Source organism: Pseudomonas sp. St290 (assembly GCF_018325805.1).
Taxonomy (GTDB): domain Bacteria; phylum Pseudomonadota; class Gammaproteobacteria; order Pseudomonadales; family Pseudomonadaceae; genus Aquipseudomonas; species Aquipseudomonas bijieensis.
Genome location: NZ_AP014703.1, coordinates 4,742,501 through 4,755,893 on the forward strand (window position 1 = coordinate 4,742,501; position 13,393 = coordinate 4,755,893).

Consider the following 13,393-nt stretch of genomic DNA (forward strand, 5'->3'; position numbering starts at 1 on the left):
CATTTCACCGCTACACAGGAAATTCCACCACCCTCTACCATACTCTAGCTCGACAGTTTTGAATGCAGTTCCCAGGTTGAGCCCGGGGCTTTCACATCCAACTTAACGAACCACCTACGCGCGCTTTACGCCCAGTAATTCCGATTAACGCTTGCACCCTCTGTATTACCGCGGCTGCTGGCACAGAGTTAGCCGGTGCTTATTCTGTCGGTAACGTCAAAACACTAACGTATTAGGTTAATGCCCTTCCTCCCAACTTAAAGTGCTTTACAATCCGAAGACCTTCTTCACACACGCGGCATGGCTGGATCAGGCTTTCGCCCATTGTCCAATATTCCCCACTGCTGCCTCCCGTAGGAGTCTGGACCGTGTCTCAGTTCCAGTGTGACTGATCATCCTCTCAGACCAGTTACGGATCGTCGCCTTGGTGAGCCATTACCTCACCAACTAGCTAATCCGACCTAGGCTCATCTGATAGCGCAAGGCCCGAAGGTCCCCTGCTTTCTCCCGTAGGACGTATGCGGTATTAGCGTCCGTTTCCGAGCGTTATCCCCCACTACCAGGCAGATTCCTAGGCATTACTCACCCGTCCGCCGCTCTCAAGAGGTGCAAGCACCTCTCTACCGCTCGACTTGCATGTGTTAGGCCTGCCGCCAGCGTTCAATCTGAGCCATGATCAAACTCTTCAGTTCAAACATCTTTGGGTTTTGAGAAAACCCTAAACTTGGCTCAGCAATCGTTGGTTACATCTTTGATTTCTCGCGGAGTAACTTGTGATGCTGATAATCTGTTGACTAGCAGTCTGACTCCACAAGCACCCACACGAATTGCTTGATTCAGTTGTTAAAGAGCGGTTGGTTAAGAGCTTTCGTCTCAACCGAGGCGCGCATTCTACAGCGCCCGATGTATCTGTCAAGCGGTTATTTTCAGAAGTTTTCAAAGTTTCGCTTGAGAAACATCAACAACTTCAACCACTTGCGCTTCCGATCTCTCGTTAGCGGGAGGCGAATTCTACAGCGTTACTCGCTGCTGTCAACACCTCTTTTTCACCGCTTTCGACCGAGAAGATCGAACCGCTGAAAAGGCCAAACCCACACTGCCTTATCAGCCACTTCCTGGCTTCGATGAACTGAAGCCCGACCCCTTCGAAACCTACTTAACTCATTGAATCTCAAGGAGTTTTCCGTTTCGACTGCGCCGGAAGTGGGGCGAATTATAGACGTCCAGAATTTGCCGTCAACCTCTAATTTGATTTTTCTATCTGTAATCCGAGAAGGCACTTAAATCTACCCAGGTATATAGACGGAATCACTTCATATGCGCAATATACTGCTCAACAAAGCCTCCCGCCTTTATTCCTGGACGACACCCCGTAATGACACCCCCTCCACATCGTAGCCTGGCCTCCACCCTCTATCCGGTTGCCCTGCTATTAATAGCCATGGCCTCTATTCAATCGGGAGCCTCCCTCGCCAAAAGCATGTTCCCGGTGGTAGGCGCACAAGGCACTACGACACTGCGGCTCATTTTTGCCAGTCTCATCATGCTGTTATTGCTACGCCCCTGGCGTGCCAAGCTCACCGCCCAATCCCTGCGTACCGTGATCGTCTATGGGATGGCATTGGGCGGCATGAATTTTCTCTTCTATATGTCGGTTCGCACCGTTCCACTGGGCATTGCAGTGGCACTGGAATTCACCGGCCCACTGGCAGTTGCCATTTACGCCTCGCGCCGGGCAATCGACTTCCTCTGGATTGCCCTGGCAGTGGCTGGCTTACTGCTGCTCATACCGACCGGGGCGACCACTGCCGGTATTGACCTGCTTGGGGCCGGCTACGCACTAGGCGCAGGTTTCTGCTGGGCGCTGTACATTCTGTTCGGCCAGAAGGCCGGCGCGGACAATGGTGTGCAGACCGCCGCATTGGGCGTGATGATCGCCGCTCTGTTCGTCGCACCTATCGGCATTGTGCATGCGGGCGCCGCACTGCTCACACCGAGCCTGATTCCAATCGCCATCGGTGTCGCCATCCTGTCCACCGCCCTACCCTATACCCTGGAAATGATCGCCCTGACCCGAATGCCAGCCCGCACTTTCGGCACTCTGATGAGCATCGAACCGGCAATCGCGGCCTTGTCAGGGCTTGTCTTTCTCCAGGAATACTTGTCCCTGGCCCAGTGGACAGCCATTACCTGCATCATCCTGGCATCGGTCGGCGCAACGCTGACCATGGCCAACACCGCGAAACCTGTCGTCGCGGCAGATTGAAGCAGGATTTCAGGAAGGTCTGGTATTTGCCGTGCATTTAGGCCATGTTTAGGCCAGTAACCTAATGCCAGACATGGATTTTTTCATACAGGAAGTCATGAACGCGTCAAGCAAGAGCGAACATGATCGTACGTGGACACAAGATCCACGAAGATCATAAGGACGGGAATGAAACGAATTTTGATACTGATCGCCGTACTTGCAGTAGCGGGCTGTGCGGCAACGTCGAAAACTGAAGTCAAGCGCGGCAAGAAGAGTCTGCACATCAACTGCTCCGGCTTGTCCTCATCCTGGGAGCAGTGCGCCGCCAGCGCCGCCAACTCATGCGCTCCCAAGGGTTACAAAGTCATTGCCAAATCCGGCGACGCCGTCGAGGAGCCCGGGGATTATCCTTTCGGGCTCAACCCCGCTGGCTATACCAGCCGCAGCATGATCGTCATTTGTAAGTAGGCCACATCAGTCGAGCCCTTGTTCGGCCATTCGGCGACGGATTTCCTCATGGCTGGACTTGAGGACATCACGCTGGACCTGCGGCGTGACCAGCATCCGCGCAACAACCAACGCTCCCACACATTGAGACAGGATGGCCCAAGCCAGGCTGTCGCTCCCCAATATCCGCGCCCAGCTTTCGTGCAAACGACAAATCCATGTTTGCGCCGCCTCCCTCACCTGGACATCCGATCGTGCAATCTCAGCACCCAGCACCGGCAATGCACACCCGGCTTCGGGCTGCTCAACGTGGCTCATGCTCAAGTACTGCTTGAGACAGCGCTCCAGCTTCGTCGAGTCCATGGCACCGTCTCCGCTCAGGCGATCCAGGCTTTGGGCCAACTCCCGCTCAACGATGGCCTTGAAAAGCTCATCCTTGGATGAAAAATGGCTATAGAACGCACCGCCGCTCAACCCGATCGCTTTCATCAGGCCATCAACACCGACCGTGGAAAAACCCGATTTCTTGGCGGAAATGGCACTGCTGGCGAGTAGTTTCTCGCGGGTTTCCATTTTGTGATTGGCTGAATATCGCATGGTCCTGCCCCTGAATTACTCACCTTGACGCTTGCCGGATCTTAGCATAACGTCCGTTTAGTTAACGATCGTTTACCAATGAGGCAGACCATGAATAACAAGAAGGTCGTACTGGTTGTTGGCGCGGGCGATTCCACCGGCGGAGCGATTGCCAAGCGTTTTGCGCAGGAAGGTTTTGTTGCCTGTGTTACCCGTCGCAGCGCCGACAAACTCCAGCCACTGGTGGATGGAATCCGCGCTCAAGGTGGGGAAGCCCACGGGTTTGCCTGTGATGCGCGCAAAGAGGACGACGTGATTGCGCTCATCGAGCAAATCGAGGATCAGATCGGTCCGATCGAAGCCTTCGTGTTCAACATCGGCGCCAACGTTCCGTGCAGCATTCTCGAAGAAACCGCGCGCAAGTATTTCAAGATTTGGGAGATGGCCTGTTTCTCAGGCTTCCTCAATGCGCGGGAAGTGGCCAAGCGCATGGTCACCCGCCAGCGCGGGACAATCCTGTTTACCGGGGCAACGGCGGGATTGCGTGGCGCGTCGGGGTTCGCCGCATTCGCAGGCGCCAAGCACGGCATCCGGGCATTGGCCCAGAGCATGGCCCGTGAACTGGGGCCGCTGAATATTCATGTGGCTCACGTAGTGGTGGACGGTGCCATCGACACCGACTTCATCCGCGATAACTTCCCGGAAAAATATGCCACCAAGGATCAGGACGGCATCCTGAACCCTGAACACATCGCCGACAATTATTGGTACCTGCACAGCCAACCCCGCGACGCCTGGACCTTCGAATTGGACCTGCGCCCTTGGAGCGAACGCTGGTAAACCCGCCCCTTTAAAACAACAAGAGAGCAGATACCATGAGCAAATCGGTGGAGTTTTACTTCGATCTCGGCAGCCCGACCACGTACCTGGCCTACACCCAGTTGCCGACGCTGTGCGCACAGACCAACAGCCAGTTGATCTATCGTCCGATGTTACTGGGCGGCGTCTTCAAGGCGACCGGCAATGCCTCGCCGGCAACAGTGCCGGCCAAGAACCCTTATCTGTTCAAGGATCTGAATCGCTTCGCCAAGCGCTACGGCGTCGCCTTCCAGTTCAATCCACATTTCCCGATCAATACGTTGCTGCTGATGCGCGCGGTGACCGGCATGCAACTGCGCCATCCCGAACGCTTCGAGGCTTTCGTCGATTGCCTGTTCCGCGCCTTTTGGGTGGACGGCCGCAACCTCAATGACCCGGCGACTGTCGCAGCGGTCCTGAACGAAGGCGGTTTCGACGCCGACCATGTGCTGGCCCTGACGAACGACGAGCAGGTCAAGCAAACACTCAAGAGCGCCACCGAAGCAGCCATCGGACGAGGCGTGTTCGGCGCCCCGAGCATGTTTGTCGGCGACGAGCTGTTCTTCGGCCAGGATCGGCTGGACTTCGTCCGTGAAGCCCTCGCCTGATCCTCTACCTCAAATCGCCATCGTCCGGGTGTTGAGCCACTGCAGTGCGTCGCCGTCCAGCAACGGGCTCAATCGACGCTGAACTTCGGCGTGGTAGGCGTTGAACCAGTCTTTTTCGTCCTGGGTCAGCAGCGAAGGTTCCAGGCAGCGGGTGTCGATCGGGCACAGGGTCAGGGTTTCGAACTCAAGGAATTCGCCAAACTCACTGCTCCCGGCTTCACGGTTCAACACCAGGTTCTCGATACGCACACCCCAGCGACCGGGACGATAAGTGCCCGGTTCGATGGAGGTGATCATGCCTGCCTGCATCGCCGTTTGCGGCGCGGCAGCGGCTTGATAGGCAATCACCTGCGGGCCTTCGTGAACATTGAGGAAATAGCCGACGCCATGGCCAGTGCCGTGGCCGTAATCCACTTGCTCCGCCCAGATCGGCGCCCGGGCGATGGCATCCAGCAAGGGCGAAAGAATGCCCCGCGGAAATTTGGCCCGGGACAGGGCAATCACACCCTTGAGCACGCGGGTGCAGTCACGTTTCTGCTCGGCAGTGGGTGTTCCGACCGGCACCATGCGGGTGATGTCTGTGGTGCCCCCCAGGTACTGGCCCCCGGAATCGATCAGCAACAGGCCATCACCTTCGATGACCGCATGGGCTTCTTCCGTGGCATGGTAATGAGGCATCGCGCCGTTGGCGTTAAAGGCCGCGATGGTATTGAAGCTCAGGGAGACGAAGTCCGGCCGGCGCATGCGAGCGGCGGTCAGGTGCTCATCGATGGTCAGTTCGGTGATGCGTTCGTGTCCCCAGGCGCTCTCCAGCCAGGAGAAGAACTCACAGAGCGCCGCGCCGTCCTGTTCCATGGCCCGGCGGATGTGCTCGGCGTCGGCCAAACTTTTGCGCGACTTGGCCAGCGTCGTTGGATTGAGGCCCTCGACCAGCTTCACGCCGCTGCCCAGGTTATCCAGCAAGCCGACCGTCACCCGCGCCGGGTCGATCTGCAGGCTCGCGCCGTCCGGCACTTCGCGCAACGCGGCGGCGGCCTCACTGTAATCGCGCAGGGTCACGCCGTCCTGCTCCAGAACGGCACGCAGCGGTGCGTCAACCTTGTCCAGGGCCACGAACAACGTGGCTTGTTGCTGGCTGATCAAGGCAAAGGAAACGAACACGGGGTTGAACGACACATCCGCACCGCGCAGGTTGAACAACCAGGCGATGTCATCCAGCGTGGCGATGAAATGCCAGTCGGCACCGCGCTCCTGGAGGGATTCGCGCAACTTGGCGAGTTTTTCGACGCGGCTGACGGTCGCCTGGGGTGGCAAATGGGCGTAGACCGGCTGGTCCGGCAAGCTTGGGCGGTCGGTCCAGACGTCCTTGAGCAGGTCGATGTCGGTGCGTAACCGCGCGCCGCGTTCGGCGAGCTTGCCGCCCAGGGTGCGGGCCGATGCCACCGCCATGACCGCACCGTCGACCGCAACCACCCCGCCTTCAGGCGTTTGTTCGGCCAGCCAGTCCAAGGGGCCGGGCTGGCCTGGAATCAGCTTGACCAGCTCGATACCACTGCCCTCCAGCTCCTTGGTGGCCTGCTCCCAATAACGGCTGTCGGCCCAGACGCCAGCGAAACTGCCGGTCACGATCAAGGTACCCACCGAACCCTGGAACCCCGACAACCATTGCCGCCCCTGCCAATAACCCGGCAGGTATTCAGACAGGTGCGGGTCGGCCGATGGCACCAGCAACGCGTGAATACCCTCTCGGCTCATCAGTTGGCGGATTCGGGCCAGGCGCTGGGGAACCAGTCCATGGGGCAAAGGCTCGGTGCTCATTGTTTCTCCTGCTCGTTGATATTGTTGTTCGATGCCGAATTCGGCTTATGGGGTCGTGGCCCAGAACGCCGGCGCAGTCGCGCACGCCGCCTTGATCAGCCGCACGGCCTCGTCGATATCCTGCTCGGTGGTAAAGCGCCCCAGGCTCAAGCGAATGGTACGCCCGGCCGCACGGGCATCGTGCCCCAGCGCCAGCAGCACGTGGGACGGAGTGTTCTGCGCCGAATTGCAGGCCGAGGTCGCGGAAAACGCAATCGACGCGCCCAATGTCGCCGGATTGAACTCACCTTCGTTGAACGTCAGGCTCAGCGTGTGAGGAATCCGGCGGCTCGCACTGCCGTTCATCCGCACACCGGGCAACGCCAGCAGCGGCTCGAGCAAACGATTGCGCAAGCGGGCGATTTTAGCGAGTTCTTCGTCGAATGCCGCGGCGGCCAGTTCGAATGCAGCACCCATGGCTGCAATCTGGTGGGTCGCCAGGGTTCCGGAGCGCAATCCGCCTTCATGTCCACCGCCATGAATCTGCGCCGACAGCCGTGGCCGGGCACGGTCGCCGACGTAGAGCGCACCGATGCCCTTGGGGCCGTAGATTTTATGCGCGGAAAAAGACATCAGGTCCACCGGCCAGCGAGACAGGTCGATCTGCACCTTGCCGGCGCCTTGGGCCGCGTCTACATGGAACAATGCACCGTGTTCGCGAACGATCTCGCCAATGGCGATGACATCGTTGACGGTACCCAACTCATTGTTCACCAGCATCAGCGACACCAGGAACGTGTCTTCGCGCAACGCCTCACGAACCGCTTGCGGACTGATCAGGCCCTCGGCGTCCGGTGCGAGCCAGGTTACGGCGACGCCACTTTCCTCGAGCTGGCGTGCTGTATCGAGAATCGCCTTGTGTTCGATCCGGCTGGTGATGACATGGCCGGCAGAACCTGCGCGCGCCTGGGCCACCCCCTTGAGGGCCAGGTTGTTGGATTCCGTGGCGCCGGAAGTCCAGACGATCTGTTCGGGCTCAGCCCCCACCAATTGCGCCACCTGCCGCCGCGCACGCTCCACCGAGCGCCGGGCCTCCTGGCCGAAGGCATGGGAACTGGACGCCGGGTTGCCAAAGTTGCCGTCAAAGCCCAGGCACTCGACCATGACCCGGATGACCCGCTCATCCACCGGCGTGGTGGCGGCGTAGTCGAAATACAAAGGACGTTTATTCATAGGAAACTCGCAGAGCCTGCTCCGGGATCAGGCGCCCTCGTTGGGTTCGAGACTAGCAATACCTGATCAAAGACCTTAAAGAAGTCGGACTTCGTTTAAAAGTGCGTAGGAACGCTCCTGAACAGCGAGCTTAGCAGGCATCGCGTCGAAGCTCAGCCCTCAACTGATGCTTTCGAGCAACAACGGATACAGCGAGGCGACCAACAACAGCGCCATGCCCCAATTGAACAGGCGCAGCCAGCGGCGATCACGCAACAGGTTGCGCAATAGGCTGCCACACACCACCCACAGGCTCACGCTGGGTAGGTTGATCAGGGCAAACACCGCTGCAATCACCAACACATTGAAGAAGTACCCCTGGAGTGGCGTGTAGGTACTGATGGCACCAATGGCCATGATCCAGGCCTTGGGGTTGACCCACTGGAACGCCGCCGCGCCCCAATAGCTGATCGGCGTATTGTCCCCCGGCTGACTTTCCGAAACCGGGCCGGAATGGGCTATTTTCCACGCCAGGTACAACAGGTAAGCCGCACCGATGTAGCGCAGCGCGGTATAGAGCAGTGGATAAGTCTGGAACACCGCGCCCAGGCCGAGGCCCACCGCCAGCACCAGGGAAAAGAACCCGCAGGTGATACCGAGCATATGCGGAATGGTGCGGTTGAAACCGAAATTGACACCCGAAGCCAACAACATGGTGTTGTTAGGGCCTGGCGTGATCGAGGTCACCAGGGCAAACAGGGCGAAGCCCAGCAACAGGTCAAGCGAAAGGGTCATGTCAGGACAATCCATCGGGCGGTGAGTCAGGTGATGACCCTACCCCACGTCCTGACCCAAACCCACGGACAGTTGGGCAAAACTTTGAGCGGTACAGTCCCTCAGCTCGACCGGCCAGGCTGTTGCACGACCTGCTCGGCACTCATCTGGCCCTGATCGTCGAACCCCACGTTTTTCTGCGACGAGCCAAGCAGCTCGGCTTTTTTCGCGTGGTATTCCTCGAACGAAAGGCCGCGGCGATTCAAGGCTTCAAGGGCCAGCTCGCGAGTCTCATCGGCGGTGTAGGGGCGCAGCTCCGGGGAAGAGCTGGCGCAGCCGCCCAAGAGGGTGGCGGTCAAGAGCAACAAAACGGCAAAGGTACGGTTCATGGCGAGTGTCCGGTGTTCTGGAGTTGGGCGATGAACAAAGGCTACCCGCCGGCCCCGCGCGGCAGAAATCAACCCTCTCGATAGTGGGTATTGCCTGCCTGGATCAGCCGTTGCGCTTAATCGACCAACTGGCAATGCAGCGCGTTGTCCAGGCTGCGCTCGATGTTGCGCAACACCTGGAACGACCCGAATGTCACGGCTTTGGCTCGGTGAGCCTGGATCAGCCGCCAGAAATCCTGCTCGCCACTTTCGAAACTTCGAAGCGCTGCCTCGCCGGCCTCGCGGGTTTGCCACTGCAAATAATTGAGCACGCGCCGACCGTCGTCGCTGGCCTGGATACTGGCACTCAGGAACCCTTGGTGGTCCCGGGCCAGGCGCTCGGTCTGCTCCGACAAGGCGGCTACCAACGCCTGCTGCCATTGAGGTTCGATGTCGAATTCCATCAGCTGGGTAAAACTGCGATTGTTCCTTGGCGATTGCATGAAAGGTCCCCTATGCAGGTAAGCCGGATCTTGCGATCCGAAAGCCTGCAGGGTAAAACCTCTAGTTAACTTTAGGTCAAGCAGTGAATTGAAACGATGACGCAGATCGATATCCACAAGGAACTCACCGTCGGCCAAGTGGCCGCCCGCAGCGGCGTGGCGGTCACGGCCCTGCACTTCTACGAATCCAAGGGGCTGATCAAAAGCACGCGCAACCCGGGCAACCAACGTCGCTACCCACGGGCGGTATTGCGTCGCGTGGCGCTGATCAAGGTCGCCCAGCGCCTGGGCATTCCCTTGGCGGAAATCGGCGAGGCGTTGAACAACCTGCCCGACAACCGCGCCCCAACGGCCGCCGACTGGCAGACCTTGTCGGTGCAATGGAGCCGAGACCTGGACGAGCGCATCAACCAACTGATGGCGCTGCGTGATCGACTCAACGGCTGCATCGGCTGCGGATGCCTGTCGATGGAAGCGTGTCCGCTGCGCAATCAGGGCGACGTATTGGGCCAACACGGGCCAGGGGCGCATCTGCTGGAACAGCCGTGAAGCGTTCGTCGGCCCCCGCCCCCAGCCAGGGTCGCTGGCCTATAGTGGAGGGGCGCAAATCGACGAAGACTCTCTTCGCCTCCATAACAAAAGGAGAAACGTCATGGGCGTCAATGCCATTCCCGAAGGTTTCCATAACATCACGCCCTACCTGGGCATTCAAAAAGCTGCCGAAGCCATCGACTTCTACAAAAAGGCCTTCAATGCCACCGAGGTCATGCGCCTGGCCATGCCCGACGGGGGCATCGGGCACGCCGAGCTGCGGATCAACGGCTATCCGATCATGCTCGGCACGCCTTGCGATCAAGGCCCTCTGAGTAATCCGGACCAATCGCCATCGGTCGGCCTGCATCTCTACGTCGAGGACGTGGACAGCGCGTTTGCCCAGGCCATTGCCGCCGGTGGCACGGTGATTTCCGAGGTCAAGGACCAGTTCTACGGAGATCGCACCGGCACCCTGAAGGATCCCTATGGGCATCTGTGGTTCCTCGCGACGCACAAAGAGGACCTGAGCCAGGAACAGATCGAGCAACGGGCCAGGGAAATGTTTCAACAAGGCTGACCGTTCCTGTGGCCAGGGGCTTACTCCCTGGCCACAAAAGACACTGACACTAAACGCGAAACATTTTCTTTCATCTTCCCCTTCAGGATTGCGATCGCTCGTTCGTCTTAATTAGATGCAGCAGGCCGCGTCGGCAAAAGCCACGGTCCGCTTTTTTCGGTTCATGGTGTTGCGAAGCCCGTAATACGGAACCTTTCATCGAATCAAGACGTTCAATCATGTCGAAGAAATCCCGCTCCAAACTCTGGTTTCTGGTCCATAGCTGGCTGGCATTGCCCATCTGGTTCTTCGTGCTCATCGTCTGCGTCACCGGCACCCTGGCGGTGGTCAGCCAGGAGATCGTCTGGCTGGCCAACCCCGACATGCGGGCCAGCAAGCCCTCGGACGAAGCCCCGCTGCTCAGCTATGACCAGGTGATCGCCGCGATCAAGCAGGCCCAGCCGCAAACCCAGGTGCAAAGCATCATCCGCCCGGACGAGTCGCATTTTGCCCTGGAAGTCGGCGTGACCTACCCCGACGGACGCCCCGACACGGTCTACGTCAACCCGTACAGCGGCGTCATCCAGGGCTCGGCGCCGACATTCAACTTCCAGGCCTTCACCCGCGCCCTGCATGGCTGGTGGCTGGTGCCGTTCACCAACGGCTACAGTTGGGGCTGGTACCTGGTGTCGTTCCTGGGCCTGCCCTTGCTCGCGTCCCTGGTGACCGGGCTGGTGGTCTACAAGCGTTTCTGGAAAGGCTTCCTCCGTCCGACCTTGCGGATCCGTCATGGTGCACGGATTTTCTGGGGGGATTTCCACCGGCTCAGCGGTATCTGGTCAATCTGGTTCATCGCGGTCATCTCTGTCACCGGCACCTGGTTCCTGATCCAGGCCTTGCTGGGCGACAACCAGATCTCCATCTCCAGCGAACCGGTCATCCCGGTGGTGGCCCGTGAAAACGTGCCGTTGTCCGTCGATGGCCAGGCGCCGCCGCAGTTGAACCTGGACCGGGCCATCGAAATCGCCCAGCAACGCATCCCGGGACTGGAAGCGAGTTTCATCAGCCTGCCGGGCAATGCCTACAGCCATCTGGAAATCGGCGGCCGCGGTTGGTATCCATTGATGTTCCAGACCGCCACCATCAACCCCTACAACGGCGACGTGGCCGCCTCACGGTTGCTGTCGGACCGCACGACCCTGGAGTTTGTCACCGAATCCATGCGGCCCTTGCACACCGGGGACTTCGGCGGCCTCTGGATCAAGCTCATCTGGTTTTTCTTCGGTTTGCTCCTGAGCATGATGGTCCTCAGCGGGCTGCTGATCTGGACCAAACGCACGGCCCTGGCCACCGCCAATGCCTTCAAGCGTAGCCAGAAACCCAACCGGGGCGCCCGAATCGCCCAGGCACTGCAACCGTCCGTCCACCGCGAATCGTCGGAGGGCAGCCTGTGAACCCGTCCAATACCGTTTCATCGCCGTCGCGCCTGAGCCTGTTCTGGCATAAATGGCGCTTCCACCTCAACGTGTTGTTGCTGCTGATCCCCCTGGGGTTCATGCCCAAATACCTCTCCGAAGCGGCACTGTTCCGCGGTGATGCCGGGCTTGGCGAGCGGGACGTCGGCGAAGTCCAGGTCGGTCCCTGGAGCCTGCGCCTGGCGGAGTTTCGCAACGAAGCCCCACGCGTCCAAGGGCCTGCCGGGCCGATGAAGCACTTCAACGCCGCCCTGTGCCAAAGCTGTATCGGCCAGGTCAAGGCCACTTACCTGCGCATTGGCAAGCCCCGGAGCCTGCGGGCCGCCGGGGTGATTTTCTTCGGTTCGCCCTACCGCATGGGCGCCTTGTTGCCGGTCCCGCCAAAGACCCAGCCCGATGCCGAACTGTGGATAACCCTCGAGGGTTGGGACGGTTCGATGCATCAGGCCTCCATTCCCCTGAACCAGGCCTCCCCGGCCACCGTCGCCTGGCTGAAGCACCAAGGAGCCAAACCATGACCCTCCGCGCCTTATCCAAGGGCCTGGCGCTGCTGTTCTGCGCAGGCGCAAGCACCAGCGTCCTGGCCCACAACCCGATGTGCGAATGCAAGGCCATCGACGCCGAGCAGATCCAATGCACCGGTGGCTTTTCCGACGGCAGCGGCGCGCCCGGAGTGACGCTGGACGTGATCGGTTACGACGAGACCATCCTCGTCCCGGGCAAGCTCGGGGCCGACTCGAAGCTGACCTTCAAGAAACCCAACGCTGAATTCTACGTGCTCTTCGACGCCGGCCCCGGCCACGTGGTGGAAATCGACCAAGCCGACATCGAGGCCCCATGAACAACGCCACGACTCAAGTCATCCGCCCCGCCGGCGCGGGGCATGAAACCCTGTACGTGTTGCTGTTGTGCCTGGTCATCGTGCTGGTGGCCGGGGCCGTGGTGGCCTGGCATGGCAAAGCCGAAGACACCCCTCACCTGGCCTCGAACCAGCTCGACGCCCGCCGCGACCTCAGCGCCGCCGAACAAGGTATCTATGCCGACCTGCGGGTGACCCTGGATGAAATCCGCTTGTTGCGCGAAGACCAACACACCCTGCCCGCCCCCCAGGCCCTCGCTGAAGAAGGCTTCGCACCGTTCGCCCAGGACGCCAGTTCCGTCAGCCGCGGTGGCCACGCCTGGCAACAGCTGGAAGACCGGGCCTACATCGGCGCCAGCGCCAATCCGTCCGTGGCTGGTTCGTTTCTGATGCGCATCGGCGACACGTCCGACGCCGCCCCGGACATCTGGCTCAACCGCGGCACCGGCCTCGCGACGCCCATCGCGCTGGACGATGTGGCGTTGTCCGCCGCCGGCTGGCAACAGATCGTCGCGCAATTCGATGCCGGCGTAACCCGCCAGCACCGGCACTGACCCCACGCCCTCATTCGAGAGAAG

Annotated in this window: 16 protein-coding genes and 1 rRNA gene (1 of these 17 only partly in view); 10 read left to right on the forward strand and 7 right to left on the reverse strand. The window is 59.9% G+C overall.

Annotated features, from left to right (window positions below):
- Nucleotides 1-692: ribosomal RNA gene (locus tag PBDP_RS20425) — 16S ribosomal RNA — on the reverse strand (it extends 845 nt beyond the left edge of the window).
- Between the two features lie 683 nt (nt 693-1,375).
- On the opposite strand from PBDP_RS20425, the gene rhtA reads away from it, so the two are divergent.
- Nucleotides 1,376-2,266, forward strand: a complete 891-nt coding sequence (gene rhtA / locus PBDP_RS20430) for a threonine/homoserine exporter RhtA (protein ID WP_109756516.1) — start codon at nt 1,376-1,378, stop codon at nt 2,264-2,266.
- 168 nt (nt 2,267-2,434) lie between these two features.
- Nucleotides 2,435-2,716 carry a hypothetical protein gene (locus tag PBDP_RS20435; protein ID WP_109756515.1) on the forward strand — a complete coding sequence of 94 codons (282 nt, stop codon included), beginning with the start codon at nt 2,435-2,437 and terminating at the stop codon, nt 2,714-2,716.
- A 6-nt stretch (nt 2,717-2,722) separates the two neighbouring features.
- On the opposite strand, the gene PBDP_RS20440 is transcribed toward PBDP_RS20435, so the two are convergent.
- Nucleotides 2,723-3,292: a TetR/AcrR family transcriptional regulator gene (locus PBDP_RS20440; protein ID WP_109756514.1), complete on the reverse strand. Its 570-nt coding sequence runs from the start codon at nt 3,290-3,292 to the stop codon at nt 2,723-2,725.
- A 90-nt stretch (nt 3,293-3,382) separates the two neighbouring features.
- Here PBDP_RS20440 and PBDP_RS20445 point away from each other — a divergent pair, with 90 nt between their 5' ends.
- Together PBDP_RS20445 and PBDP_RS20450 are read left to right on the forward strand one after the other, a co-directional pair.
- Nucleotides 3,383-4,111 (forward strand): SDR family oxidoreductase, encoded by a 729-nt coding sequence (locus tag PBDP_RS20445; RefSeq protein WP_116833089.1) that lies wholly within the window; start codon nt 3,383-3,385, stop codon nt 4,109-4,111.
- Nucleotides 4,112-4,146: 35 nt separating this feature from the next.
- Nucleotides 4,147-4,737, forward strand: a complete 591-nt coding sequence (locus PBDP_RS20450; protein ID WP_116833090.1) for a 2-hydroxychromene-2-carboxylate isomerase — start codon at nt 4,147-4,149, stop codon at nt 4,735-4,737.
- A 9-nt stretch (nt 4,738-4,746) separates the two neighbouring features.
- Here PBDP_RS20450 and PBDP_RS20455 read toward each other — a convergent pair whose 3' ends face one another.
- From PBDP_RS20455 to PBDP_RS20475, 5 genes are all read right to left on the reverse strand, one after another.
- Nucleotides 4,747-6,555 (reverse strand): aminopeptidase P family protein, encoded by a 1,809-nt coding sequence (locus PBDP_RS20455; protein ID WP_116833091.1) that lies wholly within the window; start codon nt 6,553-6,555, stop codon nt 4,747-4,749.
- A gap of 45 nt (nt 6,556-6,600) precedes the next feature.
- Nucleotides 6,601-7,767, reverse strand: coding sequence for a cysteine desulfurase family protein (locus PBDP_RS20460; protein ID WP_212801245.1), 1,167 nt, complete (start codon nt 7,765-7,767; stop codon nt 6,601-6,603).
- A 159-nt stretch (nt 7,768-7,926) separates the two neighbouring features.
- On the reverse strand, nt 7,927-8,541 hold the full coding sequence (locus PBDP_RS20465; protein WP_014337373.1) for a LysE family translocator: 615 nt from the start codon (nt 8,539-8,541) through the stop codon (nt 7,927-7,929).
- Nucleotides 8,542-8,642: 101 nt separating this feature from the next.
- On the reverse strand, nt 8,643-8,909 hold the full coding sequence (locus tag PBDP_RS20470) for a hypothetical protein (RefSeq protein ID WP_053123631.1): 267 nt from the start codon (nt 8,907-8,909) through the stop codon (nt 8,643-8,645).
- Between the two features lie 116 nt (nt 8,910-9,025).
- Nucleotides 9,026-9,391 (reverse strand): antibiotic biosynthesis monooxygenase, encoded by a 366-nt coding sequence (locus PBDP_RS20475; protein WP_109756508.1) that lies wholly within the window; start codon nt 9,389-9,391, stop codon nt 9,026-9,028.
- A 96-nt stretch (nt 9,392-9,487) separates the two neighbouring features.
- On the opposite strand from PBDP_RS20475, the gene soxR reads away from it, so the two are divergent.
- The 6 genes from soxR to PBDP_RS20505 all read left to right on the forward strand — a co-directional run bounded on the left by soxR (nt 9,488) and on the right by PBDP_RS20505 (nt 13,369).
- Complete coding sequence (gene soxR / locus PBDP_RS20480) at nt 9,488-9,940, forward strand: redox-sensitive transcriptional activator SoxR (RefSeq protein ID WP_109756507.1); 453 nt, start codon at nt 9,488-9,490, stop codon at nt 9,938-9,940.
- A gap of 103 nt (nt 9,941-10,043) precedes the next feature.
- Nucleotides 10,044-10,502 (forward strand): VOC family protein, encoded by a 459-nt coding sequence (locus PBDP_RS20485; RefSeq protein ID WP_109756506.1) that lies wholly within the window; start codon nt 10,044-10,046, stop codon nt 10,500-10,502.
- A 218-nt stretch (nt 10,503-10,720) separates the two neighbouring features.
- A complete protein-coding gene (locus tag PBDP_RS20490; RefSeq protein ID WP_109756505.1) occupies nt 10,721-11,935 on the forward strand; it encodes a PepSY-associated TM helix domain-containing protein in 1,215 nt (404 codons plus the stop codon).
- Complete coding sequence (locus tag PBDP_RS20495; protein WP_370873827.1) at nt 11,914-12,474, forward strand: PA2404 family protein; 561 nt, start codon at nt 11,914-11,916, stop codon at nt 12,472-12,474. Before PBDP_RS20490 ends, PBDP_RS20495 begins: the two co-directional genes overlap by 22 nt.
- Nucleotides 12,471-12,797 carry a hypothetical protein gene (locus PBDP_RS20500; RefSeq protein WP_109756503.1) on the forward strand — a complete coding sequence of 109 codons (327 nt, stop codon included), beginning with the start codon at nt 12,471-12,473 and terminating at the stop codon, nt 12,795-12,797. Before PBDP_RS20495 ends, PBDP_RS20500 begins: the two co-directional genes overlap by 4 nt.
- Nucleotides 12,794-13,369 carry a DUF6162 family protein gene (locus PBDP_RS20505; protein WP_212801246.1) on the forward strand — a complete coding sequence of 192 codons (576 nt, stop codon included), beginning with the start codon at nt 12,794-12,796 and terminating at the stop codon, nt 13,367-13,369. Before PBDP_RS20500 ends, PBDP_RS20505 begins: the two co-directional genes overlap by 4 nt.
- The last annotated feature ends 24 nt before the right edge of the window (nt 13,370-13,393 follow it).